This is a genomic window from bacterium, assembly GCA_024742285.1.
Lineage (GTDB): Bacteria > Myxococcota_A > UBA9160 > UBA9160 > UBA4427 > UBA4427.
Genome location: JANSYR010000012.1, coordinates 65,725 through 90,255, shown reverse-complemented (window position 1 = coordinate 90,255; position 24,531 = coordinate 65,725). Strand labels below are relative to the sequence as shown.

Below are 24,531 nucleotides of genomic sequence, written 5' to 3'. Positions count from 1 at the left end.
CGGCTTGGCCGCCTGCGAGGCGACGTGCCGCTCAGGCGACGCCGATCGGGAAGTGACGACGTCGCGTCCCGATCGGGCGCCAATCCCGATCGAAATCCCTCAGCGTCGTTGGACCTCCCAGCCCTCACGACGACGGATCGCCCCTTGAGCTACCAGGTCATCGCGCGGAAATGGCGGCCGCAGAGCTTCGACGAGGTGTCGGGGCAGGCGCACGTCACCACCGCGCTGCGGAACGCGATCCGGAGCGACCGGATTCCGCACGCGATGCTGCTGACCGGCCCGCGCGGCGTCGGCAAGACGACCCTCGCGCGGCTGATCGCACGCTGCCTGAACTGCGAGAAGGGGCCGACCGTCGAGCCCTGCGGCAGCTGCCCGCCGTGTACCGAGATCACCGAGGGACGCTCGACCGACGTCCAGGAGATCGACGCGGCGAGCCGGACCGGCGTCGACGACATGCGCGAGGTCATCGAGTCGATCCGCTACGCCGCCGCCCCCGGCAAGTACCGGATCTTCATCGTGGACGAGGTCCACATGCTCTCGGGGCCGGCGTTCAACGCGCTGCTCAAGACCCTCGAGGAGCCGCCGCCGCGCAGCCTCTTCGTGTTCGCGACGACGAACCCCGAGAAGATCCCCTTCACCGTGCTGTCCCGCTGCCAGCGCCACGACCTGCGCCGGATCGCGCTCTCGACCGTCGGCGAACGCCTGGCCGAGATCTGTGAATCCGAAGGCATCGCAATCTCCCCTTCCGCCGTCGCGATGATCGCGCGCGAGGGCGACGGATCGATGCGCGACGCGCAGACGCTCCTCGACCAGATCGTGGCCTATTCCAGCGGTCAGGACGGGGTCGCCGAGATCACCGACGAAGTCGTGGCCGACGTCCTCGACCTCGTCGACCGCCGCGTGCTCCGCGAGATCGCCCTCTCGTGCATCGAAGGCGACGTCGCCAGGGCCCTCGAGCACGTGACGAAGGCGACCAGCGGGGGGTCGGAGGCGCGCCGCGTCGCGGACGCCCTGCTGGAGTTCCTGCGTGATCTCGTCGTGCTCCGGGTCGCCCCGGAAGGCGAAGGCCTCTTCGAGGGGACCGACGAGGAGCGCGCCGAGCTGATCGAGCTCGCCGGACGGACCGAGCCCGCGCGCCTGCGCAGGATGTTCCGGGCCCTCGTTCGCGAGATCGAAGACCTCTCCTGGGCGCCCCAGCCGACGGCGGTCCTCGAGATGGCGGTGATCCGGCTCGCGACGATGCCCGCGGGCGACGACGTCGGCCAGCTCCTCGCCCGCCTCGACCAGCTCGAGCGACGGCTCGCCGCAGGCGGTGTCCCGTCCGGCGGTGGCGGCGGTGGAGGTGGCGGAGGAGCCGGAGGCGGCCGCGTCTCGGATCGGGGCCCGCGGCGGCGCGCCCCGGAACCGACGACGGGTCCTGGAAACGGAACCCGTGCGTCCAGCGCCGATGCCGATGCGGATGCCGAAGGCTTCGACCCACCGCCAGCGGCCGGCCCAGCCGCCAGCGCGCCACCGGCGCCCACTGAATCCAAGCCGCCGGCGCGTCCGCCCATGCCGGCTCGTACGGACGCGCCCCGGGCGGTCGATCCCGACGAGGCGTTCGACGGCCCCCGCGAGACGCCGGTCGAGCCCGCCCGTTTCGACGACGACCCCGGCGTCGACGCCACCGCCCATCGGACCTCGGCGGCGTCCGTCCCTCCCGGCACGCCGCCCACGATCGGAGGCGGCGCCCCACCCGCCACGATCTTCGATCGCTTCAAGACGAAGGCGCTCGAGCTCGACCGTTCGAAGTTCGCAAGCCTCGACGGGACGACCCTCGTCGGGATCGAGGGCAACGTGATCCGGATCGGTGCCGATGCCGCCTTCCACGTCGAGCGGCTCCGCGCACGCCAGCCGGATCTCGAAGCCCTCGCGACCCGGCTCTTCGGCAAGCCCACGAAGATCACCGTCGAGATCGCGACGGCGAACGCCGCCCGCGAGCAGAGTCGCGAGTCCCGGGAGCAGGAGCGGCGTCAGCGCCAGGAGGCGCTGAACAGCGAGCCGGTGAACCTCGCGATCGAGATCCTCAAGGCGGAGATCGTCGAGATCCGCCCCCTCGGCGCGAATACGGGCCGCGGCGGCCGCGGCGACTAGACTCGGGCCAGACCCGGAGAACGCCCGGCCCCAGGAGACGAAGTGGATCCCAACGAGATGAAGCAGGCGCTCGAGCGCGCGCAGGAGATGCAGTCGAAGCTCGGAGAGCTCCAGGCCGAGCTCGCGCGACGCCGCTACGAAGCGAGCGCCGGCGGCGGCATGGTCACGGCGACGGTCTCGGGGGCGTTCCGCGTCCTCTCGGTCGAGATCGAACCCGTCCTGATCGAGCACAAGGATCGCGACATGATCCAGGACCTCACGGCGGCCGCGGTGAACGCCGCCCTCACGAAGGCCCAGGAAGCCGTCGCCCAGGAGATGACCCGCTTCCAGAGCGGGATGCTCGCGGGGCTCCCGAACCTGCCCGGGATGCCCGGCACGCCGGGAGGAGGCTTCACCTCTGGAGGGGGTGCCTGATGTCGTCGTCGCCCGCCATGGACCGCCTGGTCGAGAGCCTGAAGCGACTCCCCGGGATCGGCGAGAAATCCGCGACCCGCCTCGCCTACTTCCTGCTCAGCGCGCCGGAGGATCTGTCCCGCGAGCTCGCCGAGTCGATCGCGCGGCTCCAGCGCGACACCGTCGTCTGCGAGACCTGCTTCACCCTCTCGGACCGGACGCCGTGTCCCGTCTGCGCCCACCCGGACCGCGACCGGACCGTCGTCTGCGTCGTCGAGGAGCCCGCGGACATGGCCGCCATCGAGCGCAGCGGCGGCTTCCGCGGCCTCTATCACGTGCTGGGCGGGGCGCTGTCTCCGATCGACGGGATGGGACCCGAGACGCTCCGCGTCGGTGAGCTGGAGCGCCGGGTCGCCCAGGACGGCGTGAAGGAAGTGGTGCTCGCGACGAACCCGACGGCGGAGGGCGATGCGACCGCCCACTTCCTGGCCGACCGCCTGCGCGGCGCCCATGTCCAGGTCTCGCGCATCGCCTACGGCATGCCCCTCGGCGGCGACATCGAGTACGCCGACCACGTGACGGTCAGTCGCGCGATCGAGAACCGGCGCTCGATCGGGGACTAGCACCGCCCGACCCCGGAGCGCCCCGCGGCGACTCACCCGATCGGCAACGGGCGAGCAATCCGGCCCGGCGACGCCGGGCGCGCGACGCCGCTTGCAGAACGAAATCGCCCGCTGCGGCCGCAAAACCACGCCCGTGCCCTAAAGCCACCGGAAACGCCGGCCGAATCAGGAACAGACGCGGGATCGGTGTGTGCCGGCTCGCATTTGGCGGCCCCTCCCCACGCGGGGTAAGCTGCCAAAAAGGGTCCATTTCCCGGACGTTTACAGAGGCAACTGCCGATGATGGAATCCCAGCTCGTGATGCAGCAGGAGGACTTCGACCGAGTCCTCGCGATCATCCAAAAGCTGGTCCGAGACGCCAACGCGAAGGGCGTCTTCGTGGTCGACAAGGCCGGTCAGCTCGTGGGCGAAGCCGGCGAGATGCAGGGCATCGACAGCACCAGCCTCGCCAGCCTGACCGCCGGCTGCGTCGCCGCGACGGGTGGCCTCGCCAAGATCGTGGGCGAGGAAGAGTTCCCGATCCATTTCCACCAGGGCCAGCGGGACAACCTGCACATGACCCTGGTCGGCGACCGCATGATCCTGGTCGTCGTCTTCGACGAGCGCAGCTCCCTCGGCCTCGTCCGCCTTCGCGTCAAGAAGGCCGGCGCCGAGCTCGCGAAGCTCTTCGAGGAAGTGAAGAAGAAGGCCGAGACCGAGGCGCACAGCGCCTCGTCGCCGTTCGCCGAGATCACGGACGACGACATCGACAACTTGTTCAACGACTGAGCCGAAGGCTCAGTCGTGCGCCGCCGGCGCGATAGCGACTGAACTCTCGACCGCCTAACACGGACACCACCCCATGTCGTTCATCAACTACAGCTCGAGAGAGATCAACTGCAAGATCGTCTACTACGGCCCCGGCCTGTGTGGAAAGACGACGAACCTGCAGCACATCTATCAGAAGACGAATCCGGACGTGAAGGGCAAGATGATCTCCCTCGCGACCGAGACCGAGCGCACGCTCTTCTTCGACTTCCTGCCCCTCGCCCTCGGTGAGATCCGCGGCTTCAAGACCCGCTTCCACCTCTACACGGTCCCGGGTCAGGTCTTCTACGACGCGAGCCGCAAGCTGATCCTGAAGGGCGTCGACGGCGTCGTCTTCGTCGCCGACAGCCAGGTCGAGCGGATGGAGGCGAACCTCGAGAGCCTCGACAATCTCAAGGTGAACCTGAAGGAGCAGGGCTACGAGCTCGACAAGGTTCCCTACGTCATCCAGTACAACAAGCGCGACCTCCCGAACGCGGCGCCCCTCGAAGAGCTCCAGCGGCTCCTGAACCCGATGGGCGCCCCCGAGTTCGAGGCCTGCGCGACGACCGGCGAAGGCGTCTTCGAGACGCTCAAGGCGGTCGCCAAGGGCGTCCTGGCCGACCTCAAGAAGATGGGCGGCTGATCGGCCCTCGGTCGATCCTGCGGGCGCGCTAGGCGGTCAGGTCGAGCACGCCGCCCAGCGGGCGCTCCGAAGCGCGCGAGTAGGCGTCCGACTTGCGGGCGCCGCCCTCTGCCTGCTGCTGCGCGAGCTTCTCGCGCCTCGCCGCCGACTCCTGCTGGGAGGCTTCGGAGGCGACCCGGCGATCCTGCGGCGACGGCTCCGCCGGCGCGAGGGCGGCCCGGCGCACCTGGCGCATCTTGAGGATCGTCGCGTCCGGATCGTTCGGGACCGGCGACGTGTCGATCTGGACCTCACCACCGACCGCATAGCGCCGGCCGTCCGGCCCGCGCTCGAACTCATAGGTCGGACCGCCCCGCGCGTGCTGTCCCGCCGCGGCCTTGTGGGCGTTCTCGTGGGCGCGGACCTCGGCGTCGCGCTGCTCGAGCCGCGTGACCTCTTCCTGCTCGTCGTCGGTCAGCTCGCCGGGACGGCCGGATCCGCCCCGGGGCCCGGCTTCCGCTGCGAGCTCCTTCCGCGCCTCGGCGTCCGCTCGGGACCCGTCACCGGAGGACGACTTCGCCGGAGCGCCCGGGCCGACGAGGGACTGCGCCTCCGCGGAGAGCGAGACCGCGACGCCCGGACCGAATGCCGAAGAGGTGGCCTCCGCTTCGCCCACGGCCCCGGGACGGGCGGAACCGCGCTCTCGGACCGACGGCGGCGTCCCCGGAGCGCCGACCGGCTCCACGGCCCCGAGCACGCTCGCGACGAATCCGATGTCCACCGCGCCCTCCCCGGTCGAACGCTTCTCCGTGCGCGCCCGTCGCACACGCTCTCCTGCTCATCGCCCCCCTCGAGCCGTGCTTGACGCGCGGCCCCGGAAATGGGGCGTCCGATCGAGCAGGTCCGCCGCGTTCCATCGAGCACGCGAGCGGCAGGCCGGGCGCAGGAAGGTTCGCGCTCAGTCTTCGCCGGGAAACCGGGGCTGGACGGGATCGACCGGGACGCCCGTCGCCTTCGCCACCATCGAGAGCATCGTGTACTGGCCGACCACGAAGGGGATCTCGACGAGCTGCCCCTCGTCCCAGTCCTGCGCCAGCCGCGCCCAGGTCGCGTCGGCCACGTCCTGCCCCGCATGGAGCTCGTCCGCGGCGCGCACGAGCGCAGCGTCGCCTTCGTCCCAGCCCACGTCCGGATCGCCGCCGGCCAGGCGATCGATCTCTTCCTGGGACAGCCCCGCATCGAGTCCGTACCGCGTGTGATGCGCCCACTCGAAGGCCGAACGGCAGTTCCAGGCGGCCCGCAGCGCGAGGATCTCGGACGCGCGCCGCGGGAGCGCCCCGGCCGCGAGGGCCGACGAGAAGCCGAGCATCGGCTCGAGCAGGTGCGGGTGACGTTTCACGGTGCCGAGGATGCGCGGCGCGCCCTCGGGCATCGGGTCCGGCTCGATCCTCGGCGGCCGCCCGATCGACTCGTCCCTCGACGAACTCATGCGGCCGCCTCCTCCGGACCGTCGCCCCCGAGCTCCGCCGCCTCGGCCACCCCGAGCTCGGGCCTTCGCCCGCGGCGCCAGACGTCGATCTGGCGGTTGATGTCGTTCGCAGAGACGTAGAGCGCAGGCACGAGGAAGAGCGTGACGCCGGAGGTCAATGCGAGTCCCCACCCGAGAGCGAGCGACATAGGCGACATGACCGCGTCGTAGCCGCCGAACCCGTAGGCCGTGGGCAGGACGCCGCCGAAGGTCGACAGGCTCGTCACGAGCACCGGCCGCAGTCGCGTCACGAACGCCTCGACCACCACGTCGAAGCGCTCCTCCTCGGAGGCGCTCCGGTCGAGCCTGTGTTGCGCCTGGTGGACGGAGTCGACCATCACGATCGATGCGTTCACGACGACACCGGAGAGACCGATCGTACCGATCAGCGGCAGCAGCGAGAAGTGCATGCCGTGGGCCCAGAACGTCAGGATCACGGACATCGCCGCGAAGGGAACCACCGCGATCACGAAGAAGGCTTCGAGGAACGAGCCGAGCATGATCGCGATGACCGCGCCGATCCCGAGGAAGACCGCGATCGCGACGAAGCCCAGGTCGCCCACCGCGCGGCGCGACTGGACGACTTCGCCGGAAATCTCGAGCTCGATGTCGCTGCGCCCGGCGTAGCGGGGCAGGAACTCCGTCTCGATCGCTTCGGCGATCGTCGTCGCCGTGACGCCCGCGTTCGGGTCGATCCCGCCGGTGACCGAGACGGCGCGCAGGCCGTCGCGGTGCTGGATCCGCGCGACCGCGGGGATCTCGATCGGGTCGACGACGTCACGCAGCAGCACGAGCTCGCCCCGGGAGTTGCGCACCTGGGTGTCGAGCAGCGCGTCGATCGAGCGGCGCGACGACGGCTCGAAGGCGACACGGATGTCCGTCGACTCCTCGAGATCACGAATCTCGGAAGCGATCAGTCCGTAGTAGGCGGCCTTGAGCGTGAGCCCCAGGTCGTGGGCGTCGAGTCCGTTGCGCGCGAGACGCTCGGGATCGGGGTTCAGATCGATCTGGCGCATGCCGAGCTTCTCGTCGACCGAGAGGTTCGTGACGCCGCCGAGCCCTTCCAGGAACTCGACGAGGGCGAGCGCCGTCTGCCGGCGGACGGCGTCGTCGTTCGCCTTGACGAAGACGCTCACCGGCTCGAGTCCGGGCGGGCCATCCACCTTCGCCTCGTAGATGAGCTCGGCTTCGATGGGCGCCCGCACGTGCGGCTCGAGCTCCGCCATCCACTGGGCCGCGGTCATCCGCTTCTTGTCGAGGTCGAGATGCATCGAGAGCACCGCCTCGTTCTCCGAGGATCCGTACTCCCGGTCGAAGCCTTCCGATTCCATGTGACCGACCCGCGACGTGATCGCGATCAGGTCCTCGCCCATGAGCGGCGGGATCTGCGCGAGGATCATGTCCGACACGGCCTCGGTCTGCTCGATCGGCGTACCCGCCGGCATCCGCACCTTGAGCGAAAAGCCCGGCGCCGACTCCTGGGGGAAGAACTCGAACTGCATTCGCGGGGCGATGACCAGGGCGATGAAGAGGAAGATCGCGCTGAAGACCGCGACCACGCGCCCGCGCCTGGGGAGGACGTCGTGGAGCGCGCGGCGGTACCGCTCTTCGAGATCGAGCATGAACTTCCGCTTCGGTCGCGGCATTGCGTCCGAACGGACCATCGACATGTGGGGCGGCAGGATCAGGAAGCTCTCGAGGAGCGAGAGTGCGAGCGCCAGGCTGACGACGACCGGGACCTGCCAGATCAGCTTCGACGGCATGCCGCCGATCGCGAGCATCGGCAGGAACGCGAGGAGCGTCGTCGCGGCCGACGCGATCACGGGACGCGCCACGGCCATCGTGCCGGAGATCGCGGCTTCCGTGGGCTTCAGGCCCTCCTGTCGGCGCAGCAGGATCTTCTCCGCGACGACGACGGCGTCGTCGACGAGCATCCCCAGCACGATCACGAAGGCCATCGTCGACACGAAGTTGATGGTGAGCCCCACCTCCGGGATCAGTGCGATCACGCCGAGGATCACGAGCGGAACGCCCACGCAGACCCAGACCGCGGCCGACGGCGCCAGGAAGAGGAAGACGATTCCGGCGACGAGCGCGATGCCCATGATGCCGTTGCTCGCGATGACCCGGAGCCGGTTGGACATCTCGTAGGAGGCGTCGTTCACGATCGTCGTCGTGACGCCGGGCGGAAGCTCGATCGTCTCGAGGGCCGCGGCGATCGCGTTTCGCGTGTCGATCATGTCCGCATCGGACTTCTTGACCGCGACGAGCGAGAGACCCGGTCGCCCGTTCGTGCCCGCGATCAGGCCCACGTCCTCTCGTCCGACCTCGATTCGCGCCACGTCGCGCACGCGGAGCGGGCCTCCCTCGTCGAAGCGGAGGATCGTCTCGCCGACCTCGGACGCGTCCTCGTAGCGTCCCCACATCACGACCTGGCGCCGGTCGCCGGCGCTCTCGAGGACGCCGCCGGTATCCGACACGTTGCGCCGCTCGACCGCGCGGGTGACGTCGAGGATGGTCACGCCATGGGCGCGCGCAGCGGAGGGATCGACGAGCACCCGGATCTCCGGATCCGGCAGACCGACCTCGATGACCTCGCCCACGCCTTCGAGGCGCATCAGCGTCCGCTTCAGGTGTCGCGCCGCTTCCGGCAGGACGCCCTGCTCGCCGGCGACGGCGACCTCGAGGACCGGCATCTTCGACGGGTCCATCACGAAGACCGACGGGTCGTCGCGCATGTCCGGCGGGAAGTCGTTGATCGCCTCGATGGCGTTCCGGATCTCCCGCTCCTTCTTGAAGATGTCTTCGTCCGGGGTGTCGTCGTCGAGCTTGACCGTCGTGACCGAGCGGTTGTCGGTGATGATCGTGGTGAAGCTCTCGAGGCCGTCGACCTCCCGGAGCTCGTCCTCGATCGGAATCGTGACCTTGGTCTCGACGTCCTGGGCCGCGGCGCCGGGCAGGGTCCCCGTCACCATGAACATCGGCATCGTGGCTTCCGGGAAGCCCTCGACGTTCGTTCGCAGCATCGCGAGCAGACCGAGCAGGACGACGGCGAGCGTGATCGTGTTGACGAGGAGATGGCGCTCGACGAAGAAGCGGATCAGACGTTCCATCGTCTAGCCCTCCCCGTCGATCACGACGGCGATCCCGTCGCCGAGCGCGAAGTGGCCGTCCCAGACCACGCGTTCGCCCTCGTTCAATCCGTCGAGGACCTCGATCCACTCCCCCGCACTGCGTCCCGTTCGCACTCGACGGCTCCGGGCCACGGCGGCGTCGCCCTCCCCTTCGATCACGAAGACCTCGGGATGGCCGCTCCGCCGGAGGAGCGAGGCACGCTTGGTGAGCAGACGCGGCGAGGCATCGGCGTCCGGAAGCTCGACCGTAGCGACGAGGCCGTCCCGGAGGCGACCGCTCGGGTCGTCCATGTGGAGCTCGATCGCGTAGGTCCCGTCCTTCGACGAGGCCACGCGGGCGACGCTCTCGAGCTTCGCCTCGAAGATCTCGCCGCCGAGATCGCGGAAGGTCACCCGCGCCGTCGTGCCCGGCACGAGGCGCGCGGCCTCGCCGGCGGTCACGCTGCCCATGATCCGGACGCGGGCGAGATCGACGAGGACCGCGACCGGGGTTCCGGCGGAGACGAAGTCCCCGACGTCGACGGCGATCGAATCGACGGTGCCCGCGAAGGGCGCCGTGATCCGCGTGTCCGCGAGATTCCGCTTCGCCGTGTCGCGAGCGACCTCGGCGAGGGCGCGTTCGTCTCGGGCGCGATCGACTGCGTGCTCGAGGTCGTCGTGCTGCTGGGTGCTGATCGCGTTCTGCTTCCGGAGACGGTCGCCGCGGGCGAACTCGCGCTTCGCGTGGGCGAGGACGGTCCGCGCCGCCGAGAGCTGCGCTTCGGCCCGACGAAGCTCGAGCACCATTCGCGAGTCCTCGAGCCGAAGGATCGCGCCATCGGCCTCGACCTCGGTCCCGGGCTCCACGACGCGCTCGAGGACGCGGCCCTGGGTCTCGGCCGTGATCGTCGCGCGGTGGAAGGCGCGGACGGTCGCGGTGATCCGGTCTTCGGTCGGGAGCGCGTCGAGACGGACGGGATCAATCCGGACGCGGAGCCGCGCCTCGGGGAGCGGAGCGACGGATTCCGGCTCCCCGCGCGTCGTCGCGGCGCCGTCGTTGCACGCCAGCGCGAAGACGGCGAGACACCCCGCCGCGAGTGCGAGGACGACGGATCTCTCGAGACGACGGCGGACGTCGTTCGCAGTCGAGATCGGGTTCATGAGGCGTTCTCCGTTCGGGCGCGGAGTGCTTCGGAAAGAATCTTCTGGTTGTGCTCGATCAGACGTTCGGGAAAGTCGCCGTCGAGCTCGAGACCGAGATGCGGTCCCACGATCGGGAGCATGAGAAAGGGAAAGCCGGACAGACTGCCGATCGTCATCGCCAGCATCCTCGGGTCGTAGTCCTTCGAGATCGCGCCATCGCGCTGGGCCTGCTCGAGCCGCTCGATCATCATCGCGATCGGGCCCTTCGCGATGAACTCGCCGATGAAGTCGCGGATCGGGGAGTCCTGCCGCGAGAGCATCTCGCGCATCACCACGATGGGCAGCCACGGGTCGGCCGCGATCGAAGTGATCTGGATCCGCACGAGGTCTGCCACGCGGTCTTCGCTCGTCCGATCCGGCGCGTCGAGGACGGCGTCGACTTTCTCCCGGACCCGCGCGAAGACACGTTCGAACATCGCCCTGTAGAGGCCCTGCCGATCACCGAAGTAGTACGAGATCATCCCCGGACTGACTTGGGCACGCCGTGCGATCTCGCGCAGGCCCGCGGTCTCGAAGCCCTGCTCGACCGCGATCTCCACCGCCGCGTCGAGCAGCCGATCGCGAACGTCACCGCCGTCGCCGGATTCCTGGCGGGGGCGTCCGGGGCGTCGCAGAGGCGAGCCTTCAGGGTGAGGGGAGGAGCCTTCAGCTTGCGAGGAGCCTTCAGCCTGCGACGAAGAGGACATGGCGGACCCAAATTAATCGAACGTTCGATTAATTCAAGTATCGGGCGTGCGCACACTCGACTTTAGCCCAGGATTCCCATGCGAATTCGAAGAGATACAGATCTTCACACGCCGCGCCCACGTCGCCTGGGCACGGCCCGACACGGATCACTCCACCCGGCGGCAGATCATCGGCAAACACTATTCGACGCTACGGTTTGATGCGTCCCAAACCCCACATTCCATGTACAAAGGGCGCATACCCCATCCCCACCGCGGAGACCGTCGTGAAGCGCCTCATCCCCCTCCTCTTCGTTCTGCTATTTCCCTCCGCCGCCCTCGCGGGGCCGATCGAGTCGGGGGTCTGGCTCGGCCTCAGCAGCCACCCGGGCGGGAACCAGGCTCCTCCGGCCTACGGCCTGCGCCTCGATGGCCTGCTGACGGGCGACTCGAGCGACGTCTACACCTTCGACTTCGATCACGCCCGGAGCGACATGAACCTCTTCTGGGACGAAGACGCGAACACGATCCAGATCTCCGGCCAGAGCTGGGGCGGTCTCGACGCTGGATCGGTCTACGAGCACGCGCGAGTCTTCACGATCGACTTCACCTACCGCAACGTCGTGGATCAGGAGGCGCAGAACCGCCTCCAGGTGAATCCCGCCCCGAGCGATTCGGATCACGCGGCGCTCTACACGTACGGCCTCTCGAGCGGCACGATCACCGACGGCCTGACCGGGCGGACCTACGACCTGGTCGATTTCGCGGGCCGCCACGGATACACGTTCCGTTGCGTCGACGAGCACCGCGGTGCCGATCGCTCCTGCTACGGCTGGGTGAACCACTCGAACGCGCCCGGCGGCCTGAACCAGCACCTCTACGCGAGTGACTGGCTCTTCACCGTCGACGCGGCCGAGCCGGTTCCGGAGCCTTCCGCGGCGCTGCTCTTCGGGCTGGGGGCCGTCGTGTGTGGCAACGCGGTGCGTCGCCGACGCGAGGCCTAGTCGCCGCTCGACCGCGCCACCTCAGGACGCCCGCCGGGTCCTGAACGACAGCACCTCGAGGCTCGGGGCGAGCACGTCGGACGCCGCGACGCGCTCCCGGAGCGCGGCCCCCGACAGTCCCGGTCCACCCGCCGCCAGCACCCGGTTGTCGTAGTCCTCGGTTTCGATCGCGACGAGCCCCTCGAAGTGCGCGCGCATCGACTTCGCGACCCGCGCGTGCTCGTCGAGCGTATTGCTGACGAAGACGCCCCCCGGCGCGAGCATTCCGAAGGCCTGGGCGTGCATCGGCTCCGGGATCCAGTCGGGCTTGTGGACGTCGTCCCCGGACCCGACGAAGACGTCTTCGAGAATCGCGTCGTAGCGGGGGGCGCGCTCGGACTCGGCCTCGACCCAGGTGCGCGCATCGGCGACCTCGACCCGGAGGCCGATCTCGTCGAGGTCGAGATGGCGCCGCGCCAGCCGGACGACCTCGGGCTCGAACTCGACGCCGACGATCTCCGCCTCGGGTGCGAGCGCGCGTGCGATCCGCGCGACCGAGCCACCGCCGAGGCCGAGGACCAGGATCCGCCGTCGGCGCTTCGGCGGGAGCCAGAGGATCGGGGCCGCGATCGCGTCCCAGACGCAGTGGGTCACGATCTCGCCCGGGCGATAGAACGAGGCGAAGGTCTCGTCGACGACGAGGCTCCGGGTGTCGCCCTCGTCGTCCACGCGGATCCGCGGCCTTTCCCTGCGTCCGCGCCGACGATCGGTCCGCGGGCTTTCCTCGGGACTGCGCCCACCATACGATTGCGCCATGTCCGCCCCCCTCTTCGACGGCCTCCCGCCTGCGGGCTCGGACGATGCCACGAACGAGGGCATCGTGCGCGTGGCGCTGCCCGTCCCCCTCGACCGCCTCTTCGACTACCGGGTACCGCGGGCCCATGCCCGCCCCGTCGAGCCGGGTACGCGCGTACGCGTCCAGTTCGGGGGCACGCCGCTGGTCGGCCTGGTCGTTCCCGGCGACTGGTCGACCGAAGAGGACGAGGCCTCCGCGGGCGGACCGCGGGAGCTCGCCGAGATCGCGGGCGTCGTCGACGAGGAGCCGGTCGTCGGCCTGCCCATGATGAAGCTCCTGGCCGAGGCGGCGCGGGACATCTTCTGCCCGATCGGCCTCGCCCTCGCGCACGCGCTGCCGCCCGGATCGACGCCCCGCCTCTCGCGCCCCTGGGCGCTGACCCCGCGTGGCGAGCGCGCCCTCGCCCAGGGCGCCCTGGCAGACGAGGCGCGGCCGCTCCTCGAACAGCTCGCGATGCGGACGCAGACGGCCCATTCGCTCGAAAAGGCCCTCGGAAAGGCGCTCCCCCGGATCGACGTCGAGACCCGCCTCGCCGCGCTCGCCCGGGACGGCCTCGTCGAGCGACGGGTCGAAGTCCGCCGCGCGAAGGCCCGGGTCCCCACCGAACGGATCGCGCGGATCGCCCTCGACGTCGACGTCGAGCACGCCGCGATGCAGGTCCTGGGCCGGGCGAAGAAGCAGGCGGCCCTGCTTCGGCGGATCGCGGAGGAAAAGGAGGGTGTCCCGACCCGGCGGCTCACGGCGGAGGATCCCAACGTCGGCGCGCTGCTCCGGAACCTCGAGAAGCGCGGGCTCGTCGCGTTCTCCGAACGACCCCGGCTGATCGCGGCGGAGTCGATCCTCGACGGCGACGGTCCGGTCACGCTCACGGAGGACCAGCGAGACGCCCTCGTCCCCCTCCGCGACGCGATCAAGCGCCAGGTCGCCGAGACCTTCCTGCTCCACGGCGTGACCGGCAGCGGCAAGACCGAGGTCTACCTGCGCGCGATCGCCGAAGCCCTCGAGGCGGGGCGCCAGGCGCTGGTCCTCGTTCCGGAGATCACGCTGACCCATCAGCTCGTGGCGCGGGTCCGCGCGCGATTCGGAGACGAGGTCGCGGTCCTCCACAGCGGCCTCAAGCCCGGGGATCGGCTCGCCCAATGGGAGCGCCTGCGAACCGGAGACACGCGGATCGCCGTCGGCGCCCGCAGCGCCCTCTTCGCCCCGCTCGAGGACCTCGGCCTGATCGTGATCGACGAGGAGCACGACGGCGCGTACAAGAACGAAGAGGGCTTCCGATACCACGCCGCGGACGTCGCGGCGCGGCGAGCGGCGCAGGCGGGCTGTCCGCTGATCCTGGGCTCCGCGACCCCCGCCCTCGAGACGCGCCATCAGGCCGAGACCGGACGCATCAAGCGCCTCTCGCTTCCCCGCCGCGTCGGCGGACGCCCGCTCCCGGCGGTCGAGATCGTCGACCTCGGCAAGGAGAAGGACAAGAACCCGCGCGGAAGGAAGCTGATCCTGTCGCGGCCGATGCGCGCGGCGATCGAGCAGACGATGGCCGACGGAGGCCAGACGATCCTCTTCCTGAACCGGCGCGGCTTCTCGACGCGGATCTTCTGCTTCCAGTGCGGCCACGCGGAGCGCTGCGACGACTGCGACGTCGCCCTCGTGTTCCACGCCGCGGACTACAAGCTCAAGTGTCACTACTGCGACCTCGAACGCGAAGTCCCCGACAACTGCAACGGATGCGGCGACCCGGAGACGGCGCTGCTCGGCGTCGGCACCGAGCGGCTCGAGGAGGACGTCCAGACGGTCTTTCCGAGTGCGCGCACGATGCGCCTCGATCGCGACGTCGCGCAGAAGCGCGGGCATACCGAGTCCGTGCTCGGGGCCCTCAAGGACGAAGCGGTCGACATCGTGATCGGGACCCAGATGGTCGCCAAGGGACACGACTTCCCCGGCGTCCAGCTCGTCGGGGTGGTCGCCGCCGACATCGGGCTCCATCTGCCGGATTTCCGGGCCGCCGAACGCACGTTCCAGCTCTTGACCCAGGTCGCCGGCCGCGCCGGCCGCGCGAACCGGCCCGGCCGCGTCGTGGTCCAGACCTTCGTGCCGGACCACTACGCCCTCGCCCCGGTCGGCAGTCACGACTTCGAAGGCTTCTATCGCGAGGAGATCAGCCACCGCGAAGCCCTCGGCTACCCGCCCTTCGGTCGCCTGTCACGGATCCTCGTGCACGCCGAGGAGGAGGAGCACGCACGGCAGGGAATCGAAGCCGTCGCGAACGCGGCGCGGGCGGTCCTCCGCGACGGCATCCGCCTCGAAGTGCTCGGCCCCTCCCCCGCGCCGATCGCGCGACTACGGGGCCGGTACCGCTTCATGTGCCTGCTGAAGGGCGACGACGAGGAGGCTCTCCGGCTCGCCTCGAAGGCCGCCCTCGCGGCCGGGCGCGGACTGCCGCGGGAGGTCCAGATGGCCCTCGACGCGCGTCCCGTCAACATGCTATAAAGCCGCCGTTTTCGCAGCGGAACCGCGGAGTTGCGGCCAGGCAGCCGATCCGCGAGCGCCCTCTCCGCGCCCGTTTCCGCGCCTTTCCCGGAACGGCCGATAGGCTACGGGCGACCCGCCGCGCCGCCCGTCCCCCTCTTTCCACAGGACCCACACGAGCGACCCATGGCCCTCCGAGAAGTCGTCCAGTTTCCCGACCCGCGCCTCAAGAAGGTCTCCGAGCCGATCACCGAAGTGACCGACGAGATCCGCGAGCTGGCCCGCGACATGATCGACGTGATGTACGACGAGCCCGGGATCGGTCTCGCCGCCCCCCAGGTCGGCGCCTCGGTCCGCATGTTCGTGATCGATACCGACTGGACCGACGACGGCAACGACCGGAGCCCGACCGTCGTGATCAACCCGGTGATCAGCGACCGCGCCGGCAAGATTACCTGGGAAGAGGGCTGCCTCTCGGTCCCGGACTACCAGGCGACGGTCGAGCGCGACGCGACGATCACGCTCCGCGGAACCGACCTCGACGGCAACCCGATCGAGGAGCACGCCGAGGGACTCCGCGCCGTCTGCATCCAGCACGAGTACGACCACCTCGACGGGATCCTCTTCATCGACCGCATCAGCCGATTGAAGCGAAGCCTCTACGTCAAGAAGCGCAAGAAGCAGCTCGCCGAAGAGCAGGCCTAGGTTTGCGCCGCCGCCTCCCGGCAGATCGGTCCTGAAGCCATGCGCCGCCTCCGCGTCGTCTTCTTCGGCACCCCGGACATCGCGGTGGCGACGCTCGAGGCGTTGCTCGCCGGGCCGCACGAGGTCGTCGGCATCGTCTCCCAGCCGGACCGCGGTCGCGGTCGCGGCCGCAAGCGCTCGCCCTCGCCGGTCTCCGAGGTCGCCCTCCGCGAGGCCCTGCCCCTGCTGCGCCCCGAGAAGGTCGGAGACGCGGAAACGGTCGCGGCCCTCGACGCCCTGCGACCCGACGTGGGCGTCGTCGTGGCCTTCGGCCAGTTCATCCCCAAGAGGGTCCGGGAGCTCCCGACCGAGGGCTACCTGATCAACGCGCACGCGAGCCTGCTCCCGAAGTACCGCGGCGCGGCGCCCATCGCTCGGGCGATCCTCGACGGCGAAGACGAGACCGGGATCTCGGTCATGCGCGTCGAGAAGGAGATGGACGCCGGAGCCGTCGCGCTGGTCGCGAAGACGCCGGTCGCCGAGGACGAGAACGCGGCGGAGCTGACCACGCGACTCGCGGAGCTCGCCGCGAGCGCGATCGGCGAAGCCCTCGACCAGATCGCCGAGGGGACCGTCGCCTGGACCGAGCAGGACGCGTCGAAGGCGACCCTGGCGGCGAAGATCGAGAAGCATGACTCGGTCCTCGACCTCCGCGATCCGGCCCGCGCCCTCGTCGCGCGGATCCACGCCGTCTCCCCGAAGCCGGGGGGCGCCGTCACCCTCGAGGCCGAGGGCGCCGAGCCTGTCCTCCTCAAGATCTCGCGCGCGTCGTCGCAGCCGGCGACCGGCGAGGGCGCGATCCCCGGGACCCTCGACACGAGCGATGGGACTGCGCCGCTCCGGATCGCGACGGGCGACGGCTGGCTCGTCCCCCGCGTGATGCAGCGTCCCGGCGGCAAGCCGCTCGAGGTCGCCGACTTCCTGCGCGGATTCGAGATCCCGGACGGGGCGCGTCTGGCGATCGTGCCACATCCCACCGAAGACGAAGGAGACGCCTCGTGAGCGACGATCGCAAGAAGGGCGGTCGCGGAAAGCGCTGGCCCGGACGCAAGAAGGACGCGCCGAAGAAGACCGCGGGCCCGACCGCGCCGCGACTCATCGCGATCCGCGTCGTCGAACGCGTCCAGCGCGCAGGGGCCTACGCGGACCTCGCGCTCCATCACGCCCTCGTCCAGAGCCGCATGCCCGCGGCGGATCGCGGCCTCGCCACCGAGCTCGTCTACGGCACCCTCCGCTGGCGCGGGCGTCTCGACTACCTGATCCAGCAGGCCCTCGACCGGGACCTCGCGAAGCTCGAGCCCCTCGTGATCAGCGCGCTGCGCGTCGGCGCCTACCAACTCTTCTTCTCGGATCGGATTCCGGCGAACGCCGCCGTCGACGAAGCCGTGCGCTGCGTGCGCGCGATGGGCCTCGAGCGCGCGACGGGCTTCGTGAACGCGGTGCTACGACGCCTGGCGCGCGAGGGCGAGGGCTACGCGTTCCCGGACCTCGAGGCCGACCCGATGGGCCATCTCGTCCACGCCTGCTCCCTGCCCGAGTGGCTCGCGGAACGTTGGCTCGAGCAATACGGCGCGGAGGACGCGGCGAAGCTCGCGGTCGCGATGAACGAGCCGGCGCCGGTCACGGTTCGCGTGAACCGCACGAAGACCCCCCGCGCGGAAGCCCTCGCCGACCTGCGCGAACGCCACCCCGACGCGCGCCCAGGACGATACTCGCCGGACGCGATCGTCCTGGGTCGTCGCGGCGACGTCGGCCAGGACCCCGCCTTCGTCGCGGGGCGGGTGAGCCCCCAGGACGAGGCCTCCCAGCTCGTCGTCGAGCTGCTCGATCCGCAGCCCGGCGATCGCGTCCTCGACACGTGCGCGGCGCCCGGAACCAAGAGCGCGGCGATCGCCGAGCGCCTGGACGGCGACGGCCACGTCCTCGCCCTCGATCGCCACGCGCGCAGGCTGCGCCTGGTCGGTCGCGGGATCCGCCGGCTCGGCGTGGGCGGCGTGGCGACCCTCGAGCGCGACGCGACGAAGCCGATGGAGGAGCTCGCTTCCGAGGGTGGGCCCTTCGACAAGATCCTGATCGACGCGCCCTGCTCGGGGCTCGGCTCGATGCGCCGCAACCCGGACGCCCGTTGGCGTCTGCGCCCCGAGGACCTCGAAGACCTGGCCCGGGTCCAGCGCGAGATCCTCGAAGCGGCGGCGGCCGTATTGAGGCCGGGCGGGAGCCTCGTCTACTCTACGTGCACGGTCACCCCGGAAGAGAACGAGGCGGTGATCCGGGGCTTCATGGCGACCCGCGCGAACTGGCGGATCGCGGGCCGCGACGAGGCGCCCGAAGCCCTCCGTGAGCTGATCGACGAGGACGGCTTCTTCCGCGTCCTCCCCCACATGCCGAATCGCCCCGACCTCGACGGAACCCGGGACATGGACGGCTTCTTCGCCGTCCGACTGATCCGAAACCCGCGCAAGGAAGACTGACGGAGACGCCCTTGAGCACCCGCAAAGACATCAAGATCTCGCCGTCCATCCTGGCCGCCGACTTCGTCAACATGGCCAAGGAGCTCGCCACGATCGAGAGCGCCGAGCTCGTCCACGTCGACGTGATGGACGGCCACTTCGTGCCGAACCTGACGATCGGCCCGCCGGTCGTCGAGGCGATCAAGGGCGCTGCGAAGTCGCCCCTCGACGTCCACCTGATGATCGAGTCCCCCGAGACCTATCTCGAGCACTACATCGACGCAGGCGCCGACATCCTGGGCGTCCACGCCGAAGCCTGCCCCCACCTCCACGGCACCCTCGGCCAGATCCGCCGGATCGGCGAAGCGCGCATGAAGGACGGCGAGCGGACCTCGCCCGTCCGATCCTGCGCCGTGCTCAACCCGTCGACCCCGGCCGAAGCCGTCGAGTACTGCCTCGACGAGGCGGACCAGATCCTGGTGATGACCGTGAACCCGGGCTTCGGCGGTCAGTCGTTCATCGAAGCGATGCTGCCAAAGATCGAGAAGATCCGCGGCTGGATCGAATCGCGTGGGCTCGAGATCGACCTCCAGGTCGACGGCGGCGTGAAGGCCAGCAACATCGCGAGCGCCGCCGCCGCCGGCGCCAACAGCTTCGTCGCCGGGACCTCGGTCTTCATCGAGGACGACCGCAAGAAGGCGATCGACGACCTCCGGAAGAAGGCCCAGGCCGCCGTCCAGTAGCGTCCGAGCGGGCGCGCGGACGGGCCCGGCGGCCCACCGGTGAAACGCCCCTGAGCGCCGTTTCAGGCCCGAAAAGCCGCTCTTTTGCGCTTGAGGGCCGCGTCGGAGCCCGTATACTCCGGCGCTCGGTCGGGGCGTGGCGCAGTTTGGTAGCGCGCTTCGTTCGGGACGAAGAGGTCGCTGGTTCAAATCCAGTCGCCCCGACCATTTTTGCGATATCCGCATTCTGCTGGGTTCGTCGCAGACGTCGCGACCAGGCGGCTTCTATTGCGGCATGGCGACCGAGCTGGGTTCGCTGCGGAAGTCCCGACCAGGCGACTCGGGTGGTCGTCCGGTACCCGACGCTCTGCCTCCCGGTTCCGACGCGGAGCCGGGCTCACCGCCTGGGGTCGCGATCGATCGGCGAAGCGGCTCAGCCGATGATGGGCGCGAGCTGAAGCCGCTCGCGCGCGGCCCACGAGCGGATCACCTCGAGCTCCCGCTCGGACGGCTCACGGTTCGCCTTGCCGCGCACTTCGACGATCTCGCCCTCACGGTTGACTTCGATCGTCACCCGGGCGTCGATGCCTTCGAAGGAGTGGCGCTCCATCGTCCAGATGGAGCAGTCGCCGTCGCGGCACTCAGGAACGTAGGTCGCGACGCAGTGGCGCATGCGTGCGCCCTCGGCGTGGAGCGCCGCGGCGGAGCGGAGCTCGCGGATGAGCCAGACCTGGAGCGTGCGTCCCTTGATGCCCGTTTCCTGGGAGAACTCGCGGATGCCCGAACCGGGCCAGGAGATCGGTCCACGCGTCGGCGTCCTGGCCAGGTCGCGGTGCCACCGCTCGACCTCCCGCAGGAGTGCGAAGGGAGACCGGCCTCGCATCGTCAGGTTGGGCTGCGCGGGGCGCGCGGGGGCTCGCACGCCGGGCGCCTCGAAGGCCTCGACGACGACGAACCTCTGGTGGTGCAGATAGTCGATGATGGGACCGACGGCGCGAGGGAGGATCCAGTCGTGAAGGACGAGGAATCGGATCACCGTGACCCAGAAGGCGTCGTGTTCGAAGTTCCGGCCGATCCTGGACGCGACGATCGCGCGGGCCAGCGCTTCGTTCCCGCCTTCGGCGCGGACCTGTCCCCAGCGAATGGCCGCCTCGATGGAGAGATGCGCCGGCGCCTTCAGGAACCAGTGCACGATCCGGTTCGTCCAGGGGATCGGCCCTTCCTGGTGACGCAGATTCTCTCCGCGACCGATCGCGCGGTACCACCGTCGATACGCAAGCGCCGTTTCGCCGGACCGAAGCCAGGCGGCGTCCATGAACGCGGGCACCGGATACCTCGCAATCAGATGGCGGATCAGCGAAGCGAGCTGACGTTCGGCGTTGTGCGTGCGCGGGTGCCAGTCGACGGGCTTCCGAACCCAGTGCCGGTGGTTCTGCGCCAGCACGATCAGCGCGTCGAGATACGGAAGTCGATCGCCACCGACCTCCCCCTCCGCGAGGAGGAGTCGACCGCGCTTCAGAACGACTTCCACGAGCCGACGGAGGGCGCGGGTCTGCCGCGCGGTCATCGGCTGGGCATCGATCCGCTCCGCGAGCGCGCGCCAGCGGGGCCGCGCGATGTCCCGCGGCCGGAGCTTTCCTTCGCACACACGTGCGATCAGCTTCGCCGGATCCCGATCGACCTTGAGACGAGACTGTGCCTGCGCGATCTCGCGACCGTGCGCGGACCACTCCTCTTCGAGCGCATCCCAGGTCTTTCGATAGGACGCCGCGAACCCCCGGCGCATGCACCAGCGGAGGTAGTCCTCACCGGTGTACAGGCCGAGACGACGCAAATGCTTCTGTACGCGGAGCGGGACCTCCTGCGGAGGTCGCGGCGCCGCGACCCGGGCTCGAGTGGCCACGTGTTCATCCGTTCCAGCGCGGGATCACGTTCCGCGCGAATCGATCGTTCGTTCCGGGGCGCGTGGACTGCGCCCCGAATGGGCCCGGCCCTGCACGAAGCAGGACCGGGCCGTCCGGTGGACCCGCGATCGATCCCGATTCCGAGGAAGGAGAACGACCTGCGTCACTCGTCCTTCCGGATCTTCACGAGTCCGTCGAGCACGCCCTCGAGACCACCCAGAACGGTGAGCGAACCCACCCGCTCGGTGACCTTCTCGAGCGCCTCGAGCTCCTTGAGCCGAACCAGGAGCGGGCTCTGTTCCAGCATCCGGGCGGTGTTGTGGAGCGACCGCGTCGCCGCGGTCTCCTCCCGGCGTCGGATCAGGTTCGCCTGGGCGACCTTCTCCGCTTCGACCACCTGATTCAGGATGGCCTTCATCTCACCGGGGAGGACGATGTCCTTCACACCGATGCTCACGAGATCGAGTCCGTAGTCCACGACGCGGTCGCGGACGCGCGCCTCGATGGCCTCGTTGAGCACTTCCTTTTCGGCGAGGATCTCGTCGAGCGTTCGCCCTCCGACCACCTCGCGCAGACCGAACTGCAGCTCCTTGTAGAGAAAGTCGCCGTAGTTCGTGGTCGCCCGGTAGGCCTCGACCGGATCGCGAACCCGGTAGCTCGCGGTCAGGTTCAGCCGCAGGGAGACCTTGTCCTTCGACAGGATCTCCTGACCAGTGACCTCGACGGTCTGGAGCCGCGTCGGAACCCGGAAGACCCGCAGCGTCCGGTTGAACTTCCAGAACGCGTGCGGACCCGGATCCAGGACCCGGTCGAGCTGACCGTCGACGAAGAGCAGGCCGACCTCGCCTTCCGGGACCTCGTCGAAGCTGATCGCTGCGGCGAGGGCCGTACGGTCGACGAGCGCGAGCTGACGGATCAGGCTCGCCACGTCGCCCACGACCTCGAAGGTCTCGGCGATGTCGAAGCGCTCGACGTCGACCCGGTACGCACCGCGCCAGAAGATCCGGCGAGAGGCCGGCGCCACGACTTCGTGGACCTGGCCATCGGCTCGCACGACCGCGACTTCGGCGTCCCCGGTCTCGACGACCTCGAACACGTCCTCCCGAAGCTTCGGGTACGTGTTCACGAGGAAGTCCGCGAGCGGGTGCACGAAGACCAGATCGGTCAGGTCGAACTCGTCGACGCGAATCCGCGCGCTCGGGCGGATCGACACGACGCGGTGTCGGCCCGGGCCCAGGACCCGTTCGAAGCGACCATCGCGGAACAGGAGCGCTCGCTCGTGCTCGGCGACGGCGACGGTCTTGATCATCCACATGTCGTCTACCTCCGTTCCTTCTCTCTCGTTCGTTCCGGGCGCGAAGTTCGCGTCCCGGGAACCCTCGGCGAGGCCCTCCACGTGGAGGGGCGGTCGCTGGCTTGCGCGCACCGGGAACATCTCTCCCGCAGTCGCGGCGAGTCGACCCGCGCGTTCTCGCGGCGACGGGTCGGGAGACACGTCGCCGCAAGGGCGAAGTCGATCGCGGCGGCCCTTCGTCCACACTCCGGGCGCGCCACAGGGGCCAGCGCTCAGGGCGTCCTCCGCGCTGCCGATCGATTCGTCTCGGACGTGCCGGGGCGCGTCGTCGACGTCTCGAAGGGCGAGAGGGCCTCGCGCTTCTGTTGGGGCCGGATGCCCGGCCGGCTGTGGGGAGTCGAACCCCGATCCTCTCGGACCAACCAGGGGTGCTTCGGGTAAAGAAGCGAATGGAGCAGGAATCGAACCTGCGGCCTACGGATTCTGCGTCCGTTGCTCTCACCTGCTGAGCTATCCACGCTGGTGCGTCGCGCGCGAGGGGCCCCGGTAGACGCGGGGAGAACGAACTCCCTCGCCCCGGGTCGGCATACAGAACCGACTCCGCTGGTGACCGATCGCATTCGCGATGCTCGTTTTCGGATCTCTCCTCTATCTGCGAGTTCATCCGTGAAAGTGGTGCGAACCGTGGGAATCGAACCCGACATCTCCGGAGTCACATTCCGGCGTTCTCCCGTTGAACCAGATCCGCCATCGTCGTTCGCGGTCCGTGCGCGCAGGAATCCCTTCCCGGGCGCAACGATCCCGCACGGCGTCCGCGGGTCGATTCGCTGACGCGGTCGTCCATGGGCGCGACGCGACGTCGCGACGCCTCAGAGCCAGGCGCTCGGGCGAGGAAGGGAATCCCCGCGGCGAACCTCGTCAGACGAAGTCCGTCCTAGCCGATCTCGCTCGAAGCGCTCTTGCTAGGGCGCGAGCGAGACGAGGTCGGATTCCGAATCAGCCAGGCCGAAGCGGAGTGAGCCGATATGGCTCTCGAACCCGGCGAATTCGCCGCCGTTCGAAGCCAACGCCGCTCGACACACCGTCTGCATCTGCCGTCGCATCTGATTCCATCCTGTTCGCGAGACCAACATGGCTCGTACCTCGTCTGGAGTGGCGGCGCAATTTATCGTCGATCCCGATCCTGTCAACGAAAAATCGACGCTCTCCCCGATAAAGTCTGTTAGTTCGACCGTGATACGAACACGGATCGGCATCGCGCCGGCATCGCGCGCCCGTCCTCCCGCCTTCCACGAGATTGGTGCCCGACATCGTCCGGCAATTGGCCCTTCCGGGCGCCCGACGCCTGCTCGATGCTCCCGATTGCGCCCAAACCCCGGAGGTCGCCATGCCCACCCTCTATTCCGGTCCCCTCTCGCTCTTCACGGCCAAGGTCCGCATCGCCCTCGCAGAGAAGGCCATCGACTACGAACGCGTCGAAGTCCCGTTCGGAAAGCAGGGCTACGAGCCGAAGCATCCGAGGGTGCTCGAGCTGAACCCGAAGGCGCAGGTCCCCGTCTTCGTCGACGGCGACGTCGCGCTCTGGGACTCGACGGTGATCGTCGAGTACCTGGACGAGAAGTGGCCCGAGCCGCGGCTCTTTCCGGAGGATCCCGGAGAGCGGGCTCTAGTGCGGATGGCGGAGCTGCATGCGGACGAGGTGTTCTTTCCGCACGTATGGACGCTGATCGCGAACGTCTTCTATGGCGCAGGGGAGGCCGACGAGATCGAGGAAGCGAAGCGCGCGCTCGCCGAGCAGTACACCGCGCTCGACGCGCAGCTGAAGGGACGCGAGTGGATCGCGGCGGACCGATTCAATCCGGCGGACGTGACCTATCGGCTGGCGACGCTCTTCGCTTCGACCCTCGGCGCGGCGCCCTCGCCCGACCTCACGAACCTCGGCGAGTGGATCGCGCGGATGGACGCCAAGCCCTCGGTCGCGAACGACCTCGCCGACATGATGAAGGCGATCGTCGAAGTGAATCGCTAGACGGGGCTCCG

20 protein-coding genes and 3 tRNA genes are annotated in these 24,531 nt (G+C 69.5%); 13 read left to right on the top strand and 10 right to left on the bottom strand.

The window, feature by feature from the left end:
• The first annotated feature begins 144 nt into the window (after positions 1 to 144).
• The 5 genes from dnaX to NXI30_20315 all read left to right on the top strand — a co-directional run bounded on the left by dnaX (position 145) and on the right by NXI30_20315 (position 4,581).
• Positions 145 to 2,133, top strand: coding sequence for a DNA polymerase III subunit gamma/tau (gene dnaX / locus NXI30_20335; GenBank protein ID MCR9096578.1), 1,989 nt, complete (start codon positions 145 to 147; stop codon positions 2,131 to 2,133).
• Between the two features lie 42 nt (positions 2,134 to 2,175).
• Complete coding sequence (locus NXI30_20330; GenBank protein ID MCR9096577.1) at positions 2,176 to 2,547, top strand: YbaB/EbfC family nucleoid-associated protein; 372 nt, start codon at positions 2,176 to 2,178, stop codon at positions 2,545 to 2,547.
• Positions 2,547 to 3,149 carry a recombination mediator RecR gene (gene recR / locus NXI30_20325; GenBank protein MCR9096576.1) on the top strand — a complete coding sequence of 201 codons (603 nt, stop codon included), beginning with the start codon at positions 2,547 to 2,549 and terminating at the stop codon, positions 3,147 to 3,149. The genes NXI30_20330 and recR overlap by 1 nt, the downstream gene beginning before the upstream one ends.
• Before the next feature lie 282 nt (positions 3,150 to 3,431).
• Positions 3,432 to 3,917, top strand: a complete 486-nt coding sequence (locus NXI30_20320) for a roadblock/LC7 domain-containing protein (protein ID MCR9096575.1) — start codon at positions 3,432 to 3,434, stop codon at positions 3,915 to 3,917.
• Between the two features lie 73 nt (positions 3,918 to 3,990).
• Positions 3,991 to 4,581, top strand: coding sequence for an ADP-ribosylation factor-like protein (locus tag NXI30_20315; protein MCR9096574.1), 591 nt, complete (start codon positions 3,991 to 3,993; stop codon positions 4,579 to 4,581).
• 28 nt (positions 4,582 to 4,609) lie between these two features.
• Here the strand turns inward: NXI30_20315 and NXI30_20310 are convergent, their stop codons facing one another.
• The 5 genes from NXI30_20310 to NXI30_20290 all read right to left on the bottom strand — a co-directional run bounded on the left by NXI30_20310 (position 4,610) and on the right by NXI30_20290 (position 11,090).
• Positions 4,610 to 5,341, bottom strand: a complete 732-nt coding sequence (locus NXI30_20310; protein ID MCR9096573.1) for a hypothetical protein — start codon at positions 5,339 to 5,341, stop codon at positions 4,610 to 4,612.
• A 177-nt stretch (positions 5,342 to 5,518) separates the two neighbouring features.
• Entirely contained in the window at positions 5,519 to 6,049 is a 531-nt protein-coding gene (locus tag NXI30_20305) for a carboxymuconolactone decarboxylase family protein (protein MCR9096572.1), read from the bottom strand.
• Positions 6,046 to 9,201 (bottom strand): efflux RND transporter permease subunit, encoded by a 3,156-nt coding sequence (locus NXI30_20300; GenBank protein MCR9096571.1) that lies wholly within the window; start codon positions 9,199 to 9,201, stop codon positions 6,046 to 6,048. The genes NXI30_20305 and NXI30_20300 overlap by 4 nt, the downstream gene beginning before the upstream one ends.
• 3 nt (positions 9,202 to 9,204) lie before the next feature.
• Entirely contained in the window at positions 9,205 to 10,362 is a 1,158-nt protein-coding gene (locus tag NXI30_20295) for an efflux RND transporter periplasmic adaptor subunit (protein MCR9096570.1), read from the bottom strand.
• Positions 10,359 to 11,090 carry a TetR/AcrR family transcriptional regulator gene (locus NXI30_20290; GenBank protein ID MCR9096569.1) on the bottom strand — a complete coding sequence of 244 codons (732 nt, stop codon included), beginning with the start codon at positions 11,088 to 11,090 and terminating at the stop codon, positions 10,359 to 10,361. The genes NXI30_20295 and NXI30_20290 overlap by 4 nt, the downstream gene beginning before the upstream one ends.
• Positions 11,091 to 11,356: 266 nt before the next feature.
• On the opposite strand from NXI30_20290, the gene NXI30_20285 reads away from it, so the two are divergent.
• Positions 11,357 to 12,073, top strand: coding sequence for a PEP-CTERM sorting domain-containing protein (locus tag NXI30_20285; protein MCR9096568.1), 717 nt, complete (start codon positions 11,357 to 11,359; stop codon positions 12,071 to 12,073).
• A gap of 21 nt (positions 12,074 to 12,094) precedes the next feature.
• Here NXI30_20285 and NXI30_20280 read toward each other — a convergent pair whose 3' ends face one another.
• Positions 12,095 to 12,781, bottom strand: coding sequence for a fused MFS/spermidine synthase (locus NXI30_20280; GenBank protein ID MCR9096567.1), 687 nt, complete (start codon positions 12,779 to 12,781; stop codon positions 12,095 to 12,097).
• An 85-nt stretch (positions 12,782 to 12,866) separates the two neighbouring features.
• Between NXI30_20280 and priA the strand changes: the two genes are divergently transcribed.
• From priA to NXI30_20250, 6 genes are all read left to right on the top strand, one after another.
• Positions 12,867 to 15,398, top strand: a complete 2,532-nt coding sequence (priA, locus tag NXI30_20275) for a primosomal protein N' (GenBank protein ID MCR9096566.1) — start codon at positions 12,867 to 12,869, stop codon at positions 15,396 to 15,398.
• Positions 15,399 to 15,563: 165 nt separating this feature from the next.
• Positions 15,564 to 16,082, top strand: coding sequence for a peptide deformylase (gene def, locus NXI30_20270; protein MCR9096565.1), 519 nt, complete (start codon positions 15,564 to 15,566; stop codon positions 16,080 to 16,082).
• Positions 16,083 to 16,121: 39 nt separating this feature from the next.
• A complete protein-coding gene (gene fmt / locus NXI30_20265) occupies positions 16,122 to 17,123 on the top strand; it encodes a methionyl-tRNA formyltransferase (GenBank protein MCR9096564.1) in 1,002 nt (333 codons plus the stop codon).
• Positions 17,120 to 18,592 carry a 16S rRNA (cytosine(967)-C(5))-methyltransferase RsmB gene (rsmB, locus tag NXI30_20260; GenBank protein MCR9096563.1) on the top strand — a complete coding sequence of 491 codons (1,473 nt, stop codon included), beginning with the start codon at positions 17,120 to 17,122 and terminating at the stop codon, positions 18,590 to 18,592. Before fmt ends, rsmB begins: the two co-directional genes overlap by 4 nt.
• An 11-nt stretch (positions 18,593 to 18,603) precedes the next feature.
• A complete protein-coding gene (rpe, locus tag NXI30_20255; GenBank protein MCR9096562.1) occupies positions 18,604 to 19,314 on the top strand; it encodes a ribulose-phosphate 3-epimerase in 711 nt (236 codons plus the stop codon).
• A 130-nt stretch (positions 19,315 to 19,444) separates the two neighbouring features.
• Positions 19,445 to 19,521 (top strand) — tRNA-Pro (locus tag NXI30_20250).
• 205 nt (positions 19,522 to 19,726) lie between these two features.
• Here the strand turns inward: NXI30_20250 and NXI30_20245 are convergent.
• From NXI30_20245 to NXI30_20230, 4 genes are all read right to left on the bottom strand, one after another.
• Positions 19,727 to 21,196, bottom strand: a complete 1,470-nt coding sequence (locus NXI30_20245; protein ID MCR9096561.1) for a PcfJ domain-containing protein — start codon at positions 21,194 to 21,196, stop codon at positions 19,727 to 19,729.
• 164 nt (positions 21,197 to 21,360) lie between these two features.
• Positions 21,361 to 22,623 (bottom strand): slipin family protein, encoded by a 1,263-nt coding sequence (locus NXI30_20240; protein ID MCR9096560.1) that lies wholly within the window; start codon positions 22,621 to 22,623, stop codon positions 21,361 to 21,363.
• Positions 22,624 to 22,937: 314 nt separating this feature from the next.
• A tRNA-Leu gene (locus tag NXI30_20235) sits at positions 22,938 to 23,011 on the bottom strand.
• A gap of 153 nt (positions 23,012 to 23,164) precedes the next feature.
• Positions 23,165 to 23,239, bottom strand: a tRNA-His gene (locus NXI30_20230).
• A 639-nt stretch (positions 23,240 to 23,878) separates the two neighbouring features.
• Here NXI30_20230 and NXI30_20225 point away from each other — a divergent pair.
• Positions 23,879 to 24,520: a glutathione S-transferase family protein gene (locus NXI30_20225; GenBank protein MCR9096559.1), complete on the top strand. Its 642-nt coding sequence runs from the start codon at positions 23,879 to 23,881 to the stop codon at positions 24,518 to 24,520.
• Positions 24,521 to 24,531 lie beyond the last annotated feature (11 nt).

Bases quoted from the DNA above. Each gene is read 5' to 3' on its own strand.
- def (MCR9096565.1), top strand. From the start codon at position 15,564: ATGGCCCTCCGAGAAGTCGTCCAGTTTCCCGACCCGCGCCTCAAGAAG.
- NXI30_20305 (MCR9096572.1), bottom strand. From the start codon at position 6,049: ATGAGTTCGTCGAGGGACGAGTCGATCGGGCGGCCGCCGAGGATCGAG.
- fmt (MCR9096564.1), top strand. From the start codon at position 16,122: ATGCGCCGCCTCCGCGTCGTCTTCTTCGGCACCCCGGACATCGCGGTG.
- NXI30_20225 (MCR9096559.1), top strand. From the start codon at position 23,879: ATGCCCACCCTCTATTCCGGTCCCCTCTCGCTCTTCACGGCCAAGGTC.
- recR (MCR9096576.1), top strand. From the start codon at position 2,547: ATGTCGTCGTCGCCCGCCATGGACCGCCTGGTCGAGAGCCTGAAGCGA.
- NXI30_20295 (MCR9096570.1), bottom strand. From the start codon at position 10,362: ATGAACCCGATCTCGACTGCGAACGACGTCCGCCGTCGTCTCGAGAGA.
- NXI30_20290 (MCR9096569.1), bottom strand. From the start codon at position 11,090: ATGTCCTCTTCGTCGCAGGCTGAAGGCTCCTCGCAAGCTGAAGGCTCC.
- NXI30_20300 (MCR9096571.1), bottom strand. From the start codon at position 9,201: ATGGAACGTCTGATCCGCTTCTTCGTCGAGCGCCATCTCCTCGTCAAC.
- NXI30_20315 (MCR9096574.1), top strand. From the start codon at position 3,991: ATGTCGTTCATCAACTACAGCTCGAGAGAGATCAACTGCAAGATCGTC.
- NXI30_20320 (MCR9096575.1), top strand. From the start codon at position 3,432: ATGGAATCCCAGCTCGTGATGCAGCAGGAGGACTTCGACCGAGTCCTC.
- priA (MCR9096566.1), top strand. From the start codon at position 12,867: ATGTCCGCCCCCCTCTTCGACGGCCTCCCGCCTGCGGGCTCGGACGAT.